The organism is Candidatus Syntrophosphaera sp. (assembly GCA_019429425.1).
GTDB lineage: Bacteria > Cloacimonadota > Cloacimonadia > Cloacimonadales > Cloacimonadaceae > Syntrophosphaera.
The window spans coordinates 1-14,625 of sequence record JAHYIU010000061.1 but is presented as its reverse complement, the minus strand read 5'-3'; the positions used below and the strand labels follow the sequence as shown (position 1 = coordinate 14,625).

The 14,625-nt window shown below is 56.3% G+C and carries 11 protein-coding genes; all 11 read left to right on the top strand.

All coding sequences use genetic code 11. The features are described 5' to 3' along the window. Nucleotides 1-2,101: DNA gyrase subunit A (locus K0B87_07155; protein ID MBW6514516.1), on the top strand; the 2,101-nt coding region annotated here is incomplete at its 5' end. A 57-nt stretch (nt 2,102-2,158) separates the two neighbouring features. After that, a complete protein-coding gene (locus K0B87_07150; protein MBW6514515.1) occupies nt 2,159-2,725 on the top strand; it encodes a hypothetical protein in 567 nt (188 codons plus the stop codon). Nucleotides 2,726-3,832: 1,107 nt separating this feature from the next. Then, a complete protein-coding gene (locus K0B87_07145) occupies nt 3,833-4,720 on the top strand; it encodes a polyprenyl synthetase family protein (GenBank protein MBW6514514.1) in 888 nt (295 codons plus the stop codon). A gap of 3 nt (nt 4,721-4,723) precedes the next feature. Beyond that, nucleotides 4,724-5,506 carry a capsular biosynthesis protein gene (locus K0B87_07140; GenBank protein MBW6514513.1) on the top strand — a complete coding sequence of 261 codons (783 nt, stop codon included), beginning with the start codon at nt 4,724-4,726 and terminating at the stop codon, nt 5,504-5,506. Continuing rightward, nucleotides 5,507-6,481 (top strand): NAD(P)-dependent oxidoreductase, encoded by a 975-nt coding sequence (locus K0B87_07135; protein ID MBW6514512.1) that lies wholly within the window; start codon nt 5,507-5,509, stop codon nt 6,479-6,481. Continuing rightward, the gene (locus K0B87_07130) at nt 6,481-7,332 is read left to right on the top strand and encodes a class I SAM-dependent methyltransferase (protein ID MBW6514511.1); all 852 of its coding nucleotides are present in this window, start codon (nt 6,481-6,483) and stop codon (nt 7,330-7,332) included. The genes K0B87_07135 and K0B87_07130 overlap by 1 nt, the downstream gene beginning before the upstream one ends. A gap of 16 nt (nt 7,333-7,348) precedes the next feature. Further along, nucleotides 7,349-8,356 (top strand): flippase-like domain-containing protein, encoded by a 1,008-nt coding sequence (locus K0B87_07125; GenBank protein ID MBW6514510.1) that lies wholly within the window; start codon nt 7,349-7,351, stop codon nt 8,354-8,356. Further along, nucleotides 8,346-9,326, top strand: coding sequence for a MoxR family ATPase (locus K0B87_07120; GenBank protein ID MBW6514509.1), 981 nt, complete (start codon nt 8,346-8,348; stop codon nt 9,324-9,326). The genes K0B87_07125 and K0B87_07120 overlap by 11 nt, the downstream gene beginning before the upstream one ends. A gap of 73 nt (nt 9,327-9,399) precedes the next feature. Beyond that, a complete protein-coding gene (locus K0B87_07115; protein MBW6514508.1) occupies nt 9,400-10,329 on the top strand; it encodes a hypothetical protein in 930 nt (309 codons plus the stop codon). Nucleotides 10,330-10,344: 15 nt separating this feature from the next. After that, the gene (locus tag K0B87_07110) at nt 10,345-10,830 is read left to right on the top strand and encodes a hypothetical protein (protein ID MBW6514507.1); all 486 of its coding nucleotides are present in this window, start codon (nt 10,345-10,347) and stop codon (nt 10,828-10,830) included. Nucleotides 10,831-11,024: 194 nt separating this feature from the next. Then, complete coding sequence (locus K0B87_07105) at nt 11,025-14,408, top strand: choice-of-anchor D domain-containing protein (protein ID MBW6514506.1); 3,384 nt, start codon at nt 11,025-11,027, stop codon at nt 14,406-14,408. Nucleotides 14,409-14,625: the final 217 nt, after the last annotated feature.

Here is a 14,625-nt window from a genome sequence, read left to right as displayed (position 1 = left end):
CAATGGATCATCGGGCATCGCGGTGGGCATGGCCACCAACATGCCGCCCCACAACATGGCGGAGGTTTGCGATGCCATGACGGCCCTGATCGACAACCCTGAAATGGACGCCCTCGAACTGCGCAAATACATACCGGGCCCGGATTTCCCCACCGGCGGCTTTATCCTCGGCAGCGACGGGATCCGGGACTATTTCCAGACCGGGCGTGGGAGATTGCTGATCCGCGGCGAGGCGGATGTCGTGACCGCTCCTAACGAGCAGGAATCGATCATCATCCGCTCCATCCCCTATCAGGTGACCAAGACCCTGCTGATCGAAAAGATCGTGGACCTGGTCAAGATCAAAAAGATCGAAGGCATCAGCGATATCCGCGATGAATCAGGCCGCGACGGGATGCGCCTGGTCATCCACATCAAGCGCAACGCCGACGGCATCGCGGTGCTGAACCAGCTCTATAAATACACCCAACTGCAAACAACCTTTGGCGTGATCAACCTCTGCCTGATCGACGGAGTGCCCCAGGTCGTGAGCATGAAGGACATGCTCACAAACTTCATCGAGTTCCGCCACGACGTGGTTTTGCGCCGCACCCTGTTCGAGCTCAAGAATGCCGAGGACCGGCTGCACATCCTGGAAGGGCTGAAGATCGCGCTGGACAACCTGGACGAGGTGATCGCCACCATCCGGGCCTCCCAAACTCCTCCGGAAGCCAATGAACAGCTTCAGCTCAAGTTCGGGCTCTCCGAGATCCAGGCCAAGGCCATACTGGACATGCGTTTGCAGCGCCTGACCGGACTCGAGCGCGAGAAGATCGAAACCGAATACATGGAACTCCTGAAGACCATCGCCCGGCTGAAAAAGCTGGTCGAAAGCCGCGATCTGCGCATGAAAGTGATCAAAAAGGAAACCCACGAGATCAGAGCCAAGTTTGAAGACACCCGCCGCACGGTCATTCTGGAAAACTACAGCGGCCTTCTCAACCGCGAGGACCTGATCGCAGACGAACTGGTGGTGGTCACGATCACCCATGACGGTTACGTAAAACGCATTCCCATAGACACATACAGAGTGCAGGGCAGGGGCGGAAGAGGGCTCACGGCAGCCAATCTGAAGGAAGAAGACATCATCCAATACATCTTTGTGGCTTCCACCCATTCCCATATCCTGCTCTTCACGGACCTGGGCAGATGCTACTGGCTCAAGGTCTTCGAGATCCCAGAAGCAGGCCGGACCGCCCGCGGCAAGGCGATCGTGAACCTGGTGCAGTTCCAGCAGAAGGAAAAGATCAGGGCCTTCGTGACCTTGAAGAGCTTCAGCCCCGAGCAGAATGTCGTCATGTGCACCCGCAATGGCACGATCAAGAAATCCGCCCTGGCCGCCTTCAGCCGTCCCCGCAGCAGCGGGATCCTGGCCATCAAGCTGATGCCGGGAGACGAACTGATCGACGCCCGCATCACCGAAGGCAACGACGACATCATCTTGGCGACCAAGAACGGCTTCTGCAACCGCTTCAACGAGAAGGACTTCCGCCAGACCGCAAGATTTACCCGCGGTGTGCGGGGCATTCGCCTGCGCGATGAGGACTATGTGATCTCCATGGGCATCATTTCCCAGGATGACATCATCGAAAACGGCACGCCCAGCGGCAAGACCATCCTGGTGATCAGCGAAAACGGCTATGGCAAACGCACCCTGACCTCGGCTTATACCACGACCCGCCGGGGCAGCAAGGGTGTGATAACCCTCAAAACCACAGCCCGCAACGGCCATCTGGCCTCGCTAATGATCGTGGACGACAGGGACGACCTGATGATCGTCACCCAGGACGGCATGATCATTCGCCAAAAGGTGGGCGTGATCTCCCTGATCAGCAGAAACACCCAGGGCATCAAACTCATCAACCTCAAGGACAACGATAAGGTACGCGACATCACCGTGATCCCCGAAGAACCCGATGAAGAGGAACTGGAAAAGGAAGTGGAGAAGCTGAAAAGCGCCGCCCCGCTGCCTGAATATGGCGATGAAGGTGATGATTCCGAACTGGAAATACCCGAAGATGACCTCGAGGAAGAGGAAGAAGAAGACACAGACGAAGAATAGAGAATCCTTGGCCAAGGTCCCCCTTTTCTTCTGGGAGAGGGGGACCGGAGGTTGTACATGAAGATCCCGAAATTGCTTCCCCTGCTTCCGTTACTGCTGTTGGGCAGCTGTTTGCTCAAGCCCTACGTGCCTGTCCCGGATCCCGCCTATGGGGTGGAAAACCGCTTTGCCATCGTGCAGGTTGGCGACCTGACCATCTATGTCCGCGCGCAACCTTACAGCGGGGAGGCCCAACCCGTCAGTTCCAATTTCTTCACCCTCTATCTGCGGGTCAGGAACAATTCCTCTCTGCCCGTGACCCTGGACCGCAATTCTTTCAGCGTGATCGCCGCCCAACAGCAATATGACCACATCCCTTTGCAGCTTGTTTTGGGCAGCATCGGAGCCAGCTACCGCTTCAGCCAGTTGGACGATCCCTTTGCCACGCCGTTCAGTGAGGCGCAGGACCAGTATTGGATAAAGGCCCAGGAGCAGTACTTTGAGCTGATGCACAACTATTTCAGCTTCGGAGAGGTCCTGCCCGGCGGGATCAAGGAAGGCTATCTTTTCTACAACGACCGGATTGCCCGCCAATCCAGCTTTTTTTTCGATGCCTTGGGTACTCAAGTGTTCTTCAGCAGATAGCCTGTACGCCGCCTGACACGAAATCCTTTGGGCGGGTTCTGGTTTCCCGCTTGCCGATGGCGGGACCATGGTTTGTTTTGAAGCGTATCCCCCACAGAACCGAAAGCTTATGGCACAAAGGTTTCCGCCGGATTTTGACGATCTGCTGTGGGGCTGGCCGGGAGTACAGATCGCCACCAACACCAATTCCAATTGGCGCTGGCTGGAGATTTCCCCCACGTAACAAGGCGCGGCCTGGCTGAGCTGGGCCCAGTTCGATGACCTCCAGAACGCTTATGTGATGAAGGCCCAATATGTGGAACCCTCGGGCAGCCTGCCCTGGGGCGTGAGCGGATTGACATTAAGCGCTCAAAGCCAGGTTCCCGGCATATCGCTGCCGATTGCCCGTTCCGACCGCGGGATCTTCGTTTGGCAGGACCGCTATGACGGGATGCAGGCAGTCAGGCGCCAGGTAATCAGCACCGGCGGAGCCAATTTCCTGGCCACGGGGGGCCTTCCGCTCACAGAGAGGATCCACGGCCGGGCTATCATCAGTGGCAATTTCGCGCTGAATGGCTGTTTTCTGACCCTCTGGAAGGACGAGCGCCGGGGCGACCGGATCATTTACCAACTCAGCACCCTGGACATGCATCCCCTACTGGAGCCGAATGGACGTGAGCTCAATCCTGGCGGTCTGGAACGGCACAGACGCTTTGGGCCGCGAGGCCGGCAGCGGAGTCTACTTCTGCCGCCTTCACTGGCGGGGCAAGACTGCCGTCCGCAAGATGGTGCTGGCCAAGTAAGTTCTTTCAGATCCAGACATCAGATGGGGCGGCAAGTGCTGCCCCATCTTCGCATGTATTTCCCACTGCTCTGGAAACCATCATCAGCATGCTTCCAGAGCCTTATGCCGCCTGGACAATTGGCGTACACACTCCCAATGTTGTTCGGGATGTGTAGGGCGGGCGTGAAAGGGATATGCCGTCCCGGGAACTGGGGGATTGGAATTCAGATCGCGGGCGTGGAAACATCCGGACTGCAATTAAAAACTTGACAAGTTTACGACATTCAGACTATTGAAAGCCAAACTGGCAAAATAGCCAAAGAATCCGCATACAGGAGTATAACTTGCTGCTACAGAAGTATTTTGAGACCCGTCAGGAAATGATCGAAGCCAGCTTGAAACAGTATTTGGGCCGGCAGGCAGTGCCAGCCAAAGCCCTGAAACAAGCCATGCACCATGCCGTCTTTTCCGGTGGCAAGCGCTGGCGCCCGCTGCTTCTGATCTCGATGTACGAAATGCTGACCGGGATGAAGAAGAACAGAAACCTCCAGGAGGCGGTCACGGCGGCGACGGCTGTGGAACTGGCGCACAATGCATCCATGGTGCATGACGACATGCCGATGGTGATGAATGAGTCTGAACGGAGGTCCGGTCCCGCGGTACATCTCAAATTTGACAACACGATCGGGATCCTGGCCGGAGACGCGCTTTACACACTGGCTTTCGAGGTATTGGGGCATCTTTCCCAACCGGCCAAGGCCCTGGCTTGCGTGCGCATTCTGGCAAGTTATTCCAAAACCTATGGCGTCATTGGGGGGCAGGCAGTGGCGTTGGAAAGCAAGCGGAAGATCATGAAGATCAACACCTTGCGCTATATCGACATGAAGAAGGTGAGTTCGTTGCTGCAAGCCACGGCCGACATTGCCTGTGTGCTGGCCAACGCGGATGAAAACATTCGCCAGATCATGAACACCTATGCCGGGAACCTCGGGCTGGCCTATCAGATGGCCGAGGATATCAGCGCAGATTATGACCGGGGCAGTGATGGGCTGGATTTCGACGAAGAATACGTTCCTGTCTCCAGACGCAGCTACACTGGCCTGCTGGGCTTCGACAAAGCGAGGATCGCGGTCGAGAAACTTTTAGATGAATCGGAGCGCATGATCAAACCTTTTGAGCACAACGATGTGCTGGTGGAGTTTGTGCAGATGATTCGGGAACGGCTGCCCTGATCGATGATAGACATCCATTGCCATCTGCTGCCCCAGTTGGATGACGGTTCAAGATCGGCGGAAGATTCTCTCAGTCAGCTTCGTTTGATGTCTGAAGGCGGGATCAGTCACGCTTTTCTCACCTCCCATTTCATGAGCGGCCACTATGAATACGACCGCGCCGATTATGACGCCCGGCTGCAGAACCTGCGTGACCTGGCCAGAGCGAACGGAATTGACATCAAGCTGCACCCCGGTTTTGAGATCTATCTGCATCCCAAGTCCCTGGAAAACATCATCAAACACAACCTGGTGTTGGGAAATTCGCGCTACATCCTCGTGGAATCGGACCTGAACGGCCTGCCTGAGGATTTTTACGCCAACATCTTTCCCCTCCTGCGCAAAGGTTACAGACCCATACTGGCCCATGCGGAACGCTATGTTAGCATCATGCAAAAGACCAGGGAAGCCAAAAACCTGATCGACCTCAATGTCTACATGCAAGTCAACGCGGGCAGCCTGGTTGGTGCCTACGGCGAAAAAGTGCGCCAGACGGCCTGGATTCTGGTCCGCAACGGCTGGGCGCATCTATTGGGTTCCGATGACCACGCCCGCGCTCCTTTTGGGTCCTATTTCAGGGCTTTGGAACTGCTCCGGGAGGAGTTGGACGGCGAAACCGCCGATCTTCTTTCCCGGGATTTTCCCCAGATGGTGCTCGATGACCAGCCCATTCCTTATAAATACGTGTATGTCGCAAACCAGCAAAGCCACAGGAAAAGAAGCCTCTGGCAAAGGTTGTTCGGCTAGATGCCGCGCCTTCTGATTACCGGGGTCACGGGTCTGATCGGCAGATCGGTGCTGCAGGCCATCCTGGCGGATAAGCTGGACTACCGGATCACAGCCCTGATCCGTCCGGGAACGCTCCAGGAACGCTATTCCGCCTTTCGTACGCAGCTGGAGGTGGTGAAGCTGGACCTTTCCGACACTCCGAAGCTCAAGGCCTTCCTGGCGGAGAACAAATTTGACGTAGTGGTGCATATCGGCGCCCTGCGCGGCGGCCGGAAATTCTCCCGGGATGAATATCTGCGGGCCAACTACCATTCCACCCAGCAACTGGTTGAGCATTGCCTGGCCAATGGCGCCAAACTGCTCTATTGTTCATCCGTGGGCGTGTTTGGCGCGATTCCCGAAGAACTGCCCGCCAACAATGCCACTCCGCGCAATCCCGATAATTATTACCATTACACCAAGATCGAGAGCGAAAAGATCATCAACCAGGCCATCCTCAAAGGCCTCCACGCCGCCATCCTGCGCCCCTCCATCACCTATGGCAAAGGTGACCATGGCTTCCCCTACCAGATGGTTAAGCTCATCAGCAGGCACTATTTTCCCCTCATCAACAAACGCATCTGGATCCATCTCTGCCATATCGACACCATCACCGGGGCCTTCCTCTGGCTGCTTAAAAACGAGTTCCGGAGCGGGCTGTCCCTCAATGTGGCCGACCGCGAACCGGTGGAACTGAACCTTTTGGTGAACTTCATCTCCCGCGAACTGCACGGCGGCAACTACCACAAGCTGATCAACATCGACAGGATCTTCTTCCGCTGGGGGGAATGGCTGGCCGGCCTGCTGAAGAACGAACTCTGGCTCAGCCGCTTTCAGCTCATCTCCCGCTCCTGGTTCTATTATGTGGCTGATACCTATGAATTGATGGGGCTTCCGGAGACATTCACCGTTCCCGGGATGAAGATCACGATCGCAGATTTCCTGGGGAAATGATGGCGATTCCCATCATCAACGCCTGGGAAAAGTTCTTTTCCAATCCCCACGAAGGGCTCGGCTCCTCTTACGAGCGTGTGATTCTCAACGCCATGCTGCGCCGGGTGGCGGACCAATATGGAGTCAGGTCCGTCCTGGAAAGCCCGTCCTTCGGCTTCACCGGGATCAGCGGGATCAATCTGCTGGACCTCGCCGACGCGGGGATCGCGGTGACTTTGGAAGACGACGATCCGCAGCGGCTGGACCTGGTCAAGGAAGTGTGGGAAAGGCTGGGGCGTCCTCTGACCGCGAGGCACAATCCGGATTTCCATGGATTGGACTGGCCGGACAAGGCCTTCGACATGAGCTTTTCCTTTTCCGCGCTGTGGTTTGTGCCCAACCTGAAAAGCTGGTTGGCGGAGCTCAGCCGGGTGACGGGAAAGGTGATATTCCTCAGTGTCCCCAACCGGACTGGCCTGGGCTACAAGCTGCAGCTAAAGGATTACAGCGCCGGGAAATACCCGGGCCTGAGGATTGGCAACATCGACCCTCCCTCGATCATCAGCCTGCTGGCCAGCCAGGGCTGGGAACTGCGCTCTGCGGGCTATTTTGACTGTCCGCCCTGGCCGGATATCGGCATGACCAAGGAAGAACTGCTCAAAAAATGGTTCCCCCGGCTGCCTATCAAAGATAGCTCCGCTGCCAAAGACGCGGGCCAGACAATCAGCATCCTCGGCCTTTACAACGGCAAAGACCCCTGTTTCGCGTACCGGATGAAGCGCTTCCAGTGGTTTGAGAAACTCGCTCCTGTGGCCGTGAAACGGATCTGGGCGCATCATTTCCACATGGTGTTCGCCAGGGTTCAATCCTGATCTCGGATCCAAGCCCATGTCCCGCAAACGCCTCCTCTTTTTGCTCATTGGCCTGGCGATCGGCATCGTCCTGATCCTGCTCTGGCTCAACTTCATCGATATCGATGACCTGTTGGTACGGATGCGGAGCATCGACAGGAACCTCGTTATCTGGGCCTCCCTGGCCTACCTGAGCGCCTATTTCATCCGCAGTTGGCGTTGGAATCTCCTGCTGAAAAAGCAGGCCTCGCTTTCCCTTTACCGCACTTGGCTGTACAGCATGGGCGGCAACTGGGTCAACTATCTGATCCCCATCCGCCTGGGCGAGGTCGTGAAGGCCTGGTTTGTGAAGCGCAATCACGGCGTCCCGATGCTCAACGTTTTTCCCTCCATCTTCATCGACAAGACCTTCGACACCTTGGGCATCTTTTTCGTGTTGATCATGATCCCGCTCCTGGGAGTGAGGCCATCCTCCGGCATGACGGTGCTGCTTTCCCTTCTGGGGCTGGTCTTCCTGGTTTCGCTGGCCATCCTCTTCCTTTCGGTCTGGCGCAAGGACACGGTCGTTCAATTGTTGCAGGCGCTGTTTTCCTGGCTTCCCAACAAGGCGAAGGAGAAGATTCACCGCTACATCGAGATCTTCATTCAGGGTCTGAACGTTTTTGAGCACCATTGGTCGCGCCTGGCCTATGCCGTGCTGCTGACCGCCTTGGGTGTGGGGCTGGACGGATTGTATTTCTGGCTGGTGTTCCGGGCTTTCGGTATCGATTATCCCTTTGTGAAAGTGTTGTTCGGCTATACCCTGATCAATCTTTCCTACGCCCTGCCTCAGCCACCGGCCCAGCTTGGCAGCAACGAATGGATGATGATAATCATCTTCTCCATCGGATTTGCATTGACAAGACAGGACGCCTCGGCAATCATGGCATTCGCGCATCTGCTTACAGCCATTCTGATCGGCGTCATCGGTTTGATCGCCATCGGCCTGAGCGGGAGCCAGATCCTCAGAGCAATATTCCATGGAGAAAAGATATATGAACAGTGACCAAATGATCCAGCACATCGAAGAATTGAAAACGGTAAAACAGGAACTGCTGGCCCAGATCCGCAAGAGCATAGTCGGCCAGGACGCGGTCGTCGATAAAGTTTTGACGGGGCTTTTTGCCAATGGGCACATGCTCATCGAAGGCGTGCCCGGCCTGGCCAAGACCCTGCTCATTTCCACCATCGCCAAAGCCCTGAACCTGAGCTTCGGCAGGATCCAGTTCACTCCAGACCTGATGCCATCCGACATCACCGGCAGCGACATCCTCGTTTCCCAGAGCGGAGGCGAGCGCCGCGAATTCCAATACATCAAGGGTCCCATCTTTGCCAACGTCATCCTGGCCGATGAGATCAACCGCACCCCGCCCAAGACGCAGGCCGCCCTGCTCCAGGCGATGCAGGAATACCACGTCAGCAGCGGAAACACGACGCGGCCCCTGGACCTGCCCTTCATCGTGATGGCCACCCAGAACCCGATCGAGCAGGAGGGCACCTATCCCTTGCCGGAAGCGCAATTGGACCGTTTCATGCTATATATAGCGATCGATTATCCCAGCTATGAGGAAGAGCTCACCATCGTGCAAAGCACCACCGGCGCGCCTGGCGAAGAGCCGCGAGCCCTGCTTTCGGCCGAGAAGATCATCGCCTATCAATCCGCCATCCGGGCTATGCCCCTCAGCCAGCACGTGCTCGAATTTGCCGTCAAACTCGCCCGCAGTACGCGTCCCAGCGATCCCGGAATCAAGCCGGAGATCAAGAAATGGATCAATTGGGGAGCAGGGCCGCGGGCCAGCCAATACCTGGTTTTAGCGGCCAAGGCCAGGGCAGCGCTGGATGGGCGCCTCACCCCTTCCGAAGAGGATGTGCGAGCAGTCGCCCTGCCCGTCCTCACGCACCGCGTTCTGCTATCTTTTGCCGCCGAGGCCGAGGGGATCAGGGTGCCGGACATCATCAAACAGATCATGGAATAATGCGGGGTTTCCGCCTCCGGTTGAGTATATATTCAGGGCAGCCTGAGGACTGCTCTACAAAAAAGGAGTGACAATGAAAAACACTCTGCTGGTCATATTGCTGTTGATCGCCGGCCTCCTGGGCGCGATCGACACCAAATATCCCCATCTGCTGGCGCATCTGCGGGACATCAACCCCCTCAATGTGGATTCTTTTGACGACCAGGTCATCCTCCGCAGCCAGAACTACATCTGGATCCATTCCACGTTCAATCCCTGGCAGCCCAGGCTGGAGGCCGTGTTCCTCTCCCCGGCGCGCATCGAGGACGTGAACATGCTGGGCGACAACCAGCTCTACGTCTGCACCCAGGAAGCCTCGAACTCCGTGGTCACGGTCGACACCCTGGCCTATCCCGGCCGCATCTATTTCACCAACAACATCCTGGGCGACAAGATCACCCGCGAAGGCTCGATGCTCTATGTAGCCGATAGGTTCCGGGGCATCGACATCATCGATATCGGCAAGGGCGGGATGCGCGAGATCAAATCCACCTTCTCCGAGAAATGGGGCATCCGCGATTTCATCGCCCAGTATCCCTATCTCTATGCCCTGAACGATTTTGGGCTCGTCACCGTGGATATCAGCGACCTCCAGTTTCCCATCAGCCTGGGCGTGAATTACGAGATCAGCGAGGCCAAGCATCTGGCCAAAAACGGCGACATCCTCTGGATCGGAGCGGGGAAGAGGCTGTTGGCGATAAACATCGCGGACCTCAAACGCCCCCGCCTGATCAACCAATTCCAGCTTCCCAACGACATTCAGGACATGGAGGTCAAGGACGACCGCCTCTTCCTGGCCCTCGGCAGGGGCGGGGTCAAGATCCTCGGCATCAAGAATCCCCTCAGGGTCGATGACCTGAATACCATCTATCCAGCCCAATCCGTCTATGACATCGCCCTGGACAAGGACCTCATCTTCCTCGCCCTGGGCAATGACGGCTGGATGGTCTACGAATATAGATAGGCAGGATCTTCTACCATGATCAAACCTTCGCGAGCAGCATGGCTCATCGGGGTTCAGGCTTTTCTGTCCGTTTGCCTGATCCTCTTTGCTCTCTCCGGCTGTAAGCGCAACAAGCCGGAAGCGCAGGAAAGACAGCCAATATCAGAAACTCCAGATGCCATGGAGATTGTTACCCTGCAGGACGCCGTGAACGCCTATGAAGCCGGGGCCAAAGGAACAGAGCTGGACAAGGCCGTGGCCCTCTTCCGCCAGCAATCCTACGGCAACGACCCCCAGGCCCAATACTATCTCGGCAGGGCGCATTACGACGGGCGGGGGGTACAGCAAAGCAGGCTGGAAGCCTATTACTGGTGGACCGTTTCCGCCCGCAACGGCTATCTCGACGCCATGAACGCCAGCGAGAACGCGGGCGAGGTTTTCAACGTCGATGACCAAGCCGAGATCGAAAACCGCGCCAATGACTGGTTCGAGCACGTACGGGTGACGCCTGAGCTGAATTAACCGGACAAAGCGTTACAACGGGCACCACAAGTAGTATTCAGCCCTCCTGACAATCCTGATTTGGATTTAACGTTCACCATTTGGACTCAACCTTGCGCAAAAAATAGGTTGACAAGAAAGAAGCTTGTGCGTAGGCAGTAAGATGTGCATGATTATCTTGTAACAACGCAATGAACAGGTTTATGGAGGTTATCATGAAATGTTTTTTGATCTCAATCCTGCTGCTTACATCGATCTGCCTGGCTTTTGCCGAATGGACGATCGTAGCATCCTATCCCATCTCCGGCAAGGCCTCAGGCCTGGCTTTTGACGGCACCTATATCTATTATGGCATCTACGGTGCCGACGGAGGGCGGGTTTTCCGCTTCAACCCATCCACCGGCCAGGAAACGCTGCTTTTTAACAATACGGCCATAAACGACAGTTATGGGATGAGTTGGGACGGCCAGTATCTCTGGATCACCGACCATTCCTCACCTTCCACAACCCCCGCCTATGCCATGCAGCTTGATTTTTCCGGGAATGTCGTCTCCCAGTTCAACCTGCCCGACCATTACATGTCCGGAATTGCCTATGATGCTGGCAACTTTTGGGTGATGACCTATTATCCGGATCCCGGGACTGTGTACCAAGTGAATTCCGCCGGAACCGTCCTGACGCAATTCACCCCTCCCAACGCCCAACCCTGGGATATCTGCAAGGAGGGCGACAATCTCTGGATCGTGGATTACAATGCCTATATGATCTACAAGGTCACCCAGGCGGGGGTGGTCCTGGAAAGCCAGGCTTCAGAGATCCAGCGCCCCGCGGGGATTGTTTTTGACGGGACCTATCTGTGGTATGTGGCCGGACCCTTGAGTGCCGCCAGCACTCTCTACAAAGTGGACCTGAGCGGGACCGGGACACCCGTGATCAACGTTTCCTTCGACGAATATGACTTTGGGAACGTGATCCTGAACCAAACTTCAACGGCAAATATCACGATTTCCAATTCCGGGACCGGCGATCTGGTCATCAGCAACATCTCCTTCTCTTCGGCCGCTTTTTCATCCAATGCTGCATTGCCGATCACCCTGGAGCAAAATGAAAGCACCGTCGTGGCCATCTCATTCACTCCCGATATCTGGGGTGAATATGCGGAAACCATGACCATCCACTCCAACGACCCGATCACACCCGCCGAAACGGTCGATCTGGCAGGTTATGGGGTATACCCAGCCGCCCATCTGATTGCCTATCCCATGAACCAGAACTACGGCGGAGTGAGGATAAATGCCGACACAGGCAGGTTTGTCACGCTCAGCAACCAAGGAATGACCAATCTGCAGATCAACAGCATCAGTTTCTCCAACCCCGATTTTTATGTCGACGGTTCTGTTTTGTTGCCCATAGTCCTTGCCGTCAGGGAGGAATATGACCTGCGGATCTGGTTCTCACCCAGCGTTGCCGGGCAGATCTCAGCCACCGCCGTCATCGGCAGCACCGACACTGCCAATCCGCAGCTTACTGTGAATTTATCGGGCCAGGGGCAGACGGTCGACCTCTCGCAGGGAGCTCTGCTCTGGGACTATCAGATCCTGGACGGAGTTTCCACCAATATCCGCGCGATCAAACCGATCCCGGATATCTGGGGCAACGGGCTCGCTGATGTGGTGGTCTGCGGCGAGGACTATTATGTGCGGGCCTACAACGGAAATTCCAGCGGCCTGGCCGATGTGATCTGGGAACAGTATTTCTATTCAGGGCCAGTGCCTTACTACCGGGATTTGTTCATCAGCAATGACCTCAATGGCGACGGCATTTCGGATGTCGTGGTGGGGACATCAGGCGGAGACCGTTCCGTCAGGGCCCTTTCAGGCAAGAACGGAACCTCGCTTTGGACCTTCAACACCAATATCTACGGAAACGGCGGCTGGGTTTACCAGGTCGATGCCGGCCGTGACTTCAACAACGACGGAATTCCGGACGTTTTGGCGGCGACAGGCGACGACTCGAACGGACAGGGACCGAAACGGATCTTCCTGACCAATGGCGCCACTGGATCTCTGATCTGGGAACGCTATGCCGGTGGCCCCGCTTTCTCCGTGATCAGCGTTGCCGATTTCACCGGCGACGGAGTTCCTGACGTGGTTGCCGGAGCATCCAACGAAGCCGAATCCCAAGCCGCGGTGCATGGAATCAATGGAGCGACGGGAATGATCGCCTGGACCGTGCATGCCGCCGGTTCTTCCGTCTGGGCCCTGGCCCAGATCGATGACGTCAATGGCGACGGTATCCCGGACGTGATGGTCGGTTCTTTCATGGGCGGCGGAAACTACTATGCCCTGAACGCGACGACCGGAGGAACCCTGTGGTCTGGTTCGACGGGCGCGTCCCTGGTCATGCAGCTTGAGGTTTTGGGCGATGTCAATGGCGATGGCTACAGCGACATCGCCATCGGGCACGTATCCCCGCATACCCCTGTGATCAGCGGGCTGACAGGCCAGTACCTTTGGTCCCAGGCCACGGCTGACAACGCCTGGTTCCTTGCCAACGGCGGGGACCTCACTGGAAACGGCATCAACGACCTCTTTGTCGGGACCCTCTATCAAAACAACGCAGCCTACTTCATGGACGGCACCGACGGGACCATCCTTTCCACCCTCTGGACCGGTACTCCAGTTGATGCGATCGGAGCCATTGGCGACGTGACGGGAGACAATTCCCGGGAAATGGTCGTCGGCGGCAGAAACGGGACCATCAGTTGTTTCTCAGGCGGCCCGGTGACCCTGCCCAATCCAGGATACATCTCTGGCAACATATCCGTTTCCGAAGGCCCCGGCATTGTCACCCAGGTTATTGTTTCCGCGGGCACGGTCAGTGCCAGCCCCAATGAAGACGGGGATTATGTGCTGACCATGCAGCCGGGCACCTATACCGTGTACGCCTCCCTGACCGGATACCACGCGGAGCCGGCCACCAATGTGACCGTAACGGCGGGAACAACCACCCCGGATATTGATTTCATCCTGCAGATGCTACCCTTGCAGCCGCCCGTGAATCTCTCCATCGACGCCGTCACAGGCGCACTGAGCTGGCAAGTCCCCGCCTCCGCGCATCAGTATTATCCCGACAGCTACGCTGTCTACCTGGATGGGGCTTTGGTGGGAAACACAACTGAATTGACCTGGACTTATGCCGATCTGGTTCCCAATACATCATATCTCGCTGGAGTGAAAGGCATCTATCCCACGGGAGAATCCGAGCCGGCGACCCTTGAATTCACCTACACCGGAGTGGGGGTCGACGATCCTGTCACCCTGGTGACCAAGCTTCACGGCAACTTTCCCAATCCCTTCAATCCGGCGACCACCATCCACTTCTCTTTGGAGAAAAGAACGCCCGTGATCATAGAGATCTACAATGCCAAAGGCCAAAGGGTGAGGCGCTTGGTCGATGCGGACCTGGAGGCCGGAAACCATTACCGGACCTGGAAGGGCAGGGACGACGCGAACCAACCTCAGGCCAGTGGGATCTACTATTACAGGTTCGTTGCCGGAGGCCACAGCGAAACGGGGAAGATGCTGCTCCTGAAATGATTTGGAAAATCTGCCAGGTGCGGACATTCTTTGCATGAGGACCGGCATTTACCTGCCGGTCCTTTTTTTATGCCGGAGCTTATCTCTCCAAAGACCGTTGCACATAAAAGTGGACAAAAAGTATACGTAAAAAGTTCTTGACAAATTATATACGCTATTCATTTTGGTTCCAACACAACACGGGAGTCAAACATGGAAAAAGAGACCATAACCTTCG

What these genes read in the sequence shown, in the direction of transcription:
- K0B87_07150 (MBW6514515.1), top strand. Translation starts at nt 2,159, where the DNA reads ATGAAGATCCCGAAATTGCTTCCCCTGCTTCCGTTACTGCTGTTGGGC.
- K0B87_07140 (MBW6514513.1), top strand. Translation starts at nt 4,724, where the DNA reads ATGATAGACATCCATTGCCATCTGCTGCCCCAGTTGGATGACGGTTCA.
- K0B87_07135 (MBW6514512.1), top strand. Translation starts at nt 5,507, where the DNA reads ATGCCGCGCCTTCTGATTACCGGGGTCACGGGTCTGATCGGCAGATCG.
- K0B87_07130 (MBW6514511.1), top strand. Translation starts at nt 6,481, where the DNA reads ATGGCGATTCCCATCATCAACGCCTGGGAAAAGTTCTTTTCCAATCCC.
- K0B87_07125 (MBW6514510.1), top strand. Translation starts at nt 7,349, where the DNA reads ATGTCCCGCAAACGCCTCCTCTTTTTGCTCATTGGCCTGGCGATCGGC.
- K0B87_07120 (MBW6514509.1), top strand. Translation starts at nt 8,346, where the DNA reads ATGAACAGTGACCAAATGATCCAGCACATCGAAGAATTGAAAACGGTA.
- K0B87_07115 (MBW6514508.1), top strand. Translation starts at nt 9,400, where the DNA reads ATGAAAAACACTCTGCTGGTCATATTGCTGTTGATCGCCGGCCTCCTG.
- K0B87_07110 (MBW6514507.1), top strand. Translation starts at nt 10,345, where the DNA reads ATGATCAAACCTTCGCGAGCAGCATGGCTCATCGGGGTTCAGGCTTTT.
- K0B87_07105 (MBW6514506.1), top strand. Translation starts at nt 11,025, where the DNA reads ATGAAATGTTTTTTGATCTCAATCCTGCTGCTTACATCGATCTGCCTG.